This window comes from Flavobacterium sp. SOK18b, from assembly GCF_014156605.1.
Taxonomy (GTDB): Bacteria; Bacteroidota; Bacteroidia; order Flavobacteriales; family Flavobacteriaceae; genus Flavobacterium; species Flavobacterium tiangeerense.
The window spans coordinates 5,951-6,276 of the sequence record NZ_QKNZ01000071.1 but is presented as its reverse complement, the minus strand read 5'-3'; the positions used below and the strand labels follow the sequence as shown (position 1 = coordinate 6,276).

The following is a 326-nucleotide window of genomic DNA, read 5'->3' as shown; positions in this document are numbered from 1 at the left end:
GCTTCTGATTTTGCTTTGGCTTCCGCAGCTTGTTTCACAGCTTCGGCATCCGCTTTCGCTTTGGCATCTGCAGCTAATTTGGCTTTGGCTTCCGAAGCTTGTTTCGCAGCTTCAGCATCCGCTTTCGCTTTTGCATCTGCAGCTAATTTGGCTTTTGTTTCTGCTTCTAATTTAGCCTTGGCTTCCGCAGCTTGTTTCGCAGCTTCGGCATCTGCTTTCGCTTTTGCATCTGCAGCTAATTTGGCTTTGGTTTCTGCATCTAATTTAGCCTTAGCTTCTGCAGCTTGTTTAGCAGATTCAGCATCGACTTTCGCTTTTGCATCTGC

Annotated in this window: 1 protein-coding gene; it reads right to left on the bottom strand. The window is 46.9% G+C overall.

What is annotated here, in order from left to right:
• A partial coding sequence (locus DNC80_RS16040) for a hypothetical protein (protein ID WP_255493232.1) occupies positions 1-326 on the bottom strand: 326 nt, incomplete at both ends.